This window comes from Amycolatopsis kentuckyensis, from assembly GCF_041679295.1.
Classification (GTDB): Bacteria; Actinomycetota; Actinomycetes; order Mycobacteriales; family Pseudonocardiaceae; genus Amycolatopsis; species Amycolatopsis kentuckyensis_A.
Map to the genome: position 1 here is coordinate 1 of NZ_JBGDMD010000050.1, position 425 is coordinate 425.

The window sequence follows — 425 nt, forward strand, 5'->3', positions numbered from 1 at the left end:
TACCCGACCCGGTCCCACACCGGCGCGGCCCAGGGCGGCATGTGCGCCGCGCTGGCGAACGTCGAAGAGGACAACTGGGAGTGGCACACCTTCGACACGGTCAAGGGCGGCGACTACCTCGTCGACCAGGACGCCGCGGAGATCATGGCCAAGGAGGCCATCGACGCGGTGCTCGACCTGGAGAAGATGGGCCTGCCGTTCAACCGGACGCCCGAAGGCAAGATCGACCAGCGCCGCTTCGGCGGGCACACGCGTGACCACGGCAAGGCCGCGGTGCGCCGCGCCTGCTACGCCGCGGACCGCACCGGCCACATGATCCTGCAGACGCTGTACCAGAACTGCGTCAAGTACGGCACGGAGTTCTTCAACGAGTTCTACGTGCTCGACCTGATCCTGTCCGAGGACGAGAACGGCAACCCGGTCGC

At 67.5% G+C, this 425-nt stretch carries 1 protein-coding gene; it reads left to right on the forward strand.

The genetic code is table 11. The annotated features are described in order from the left end of the window. Positions 1-425 (forward strand): FAD-binding protein (locus tag ACERZO_RS50345; RefSeq protein WP_372673167.1); only part of this gene is annotated, 425 nt, incomplete at both ends.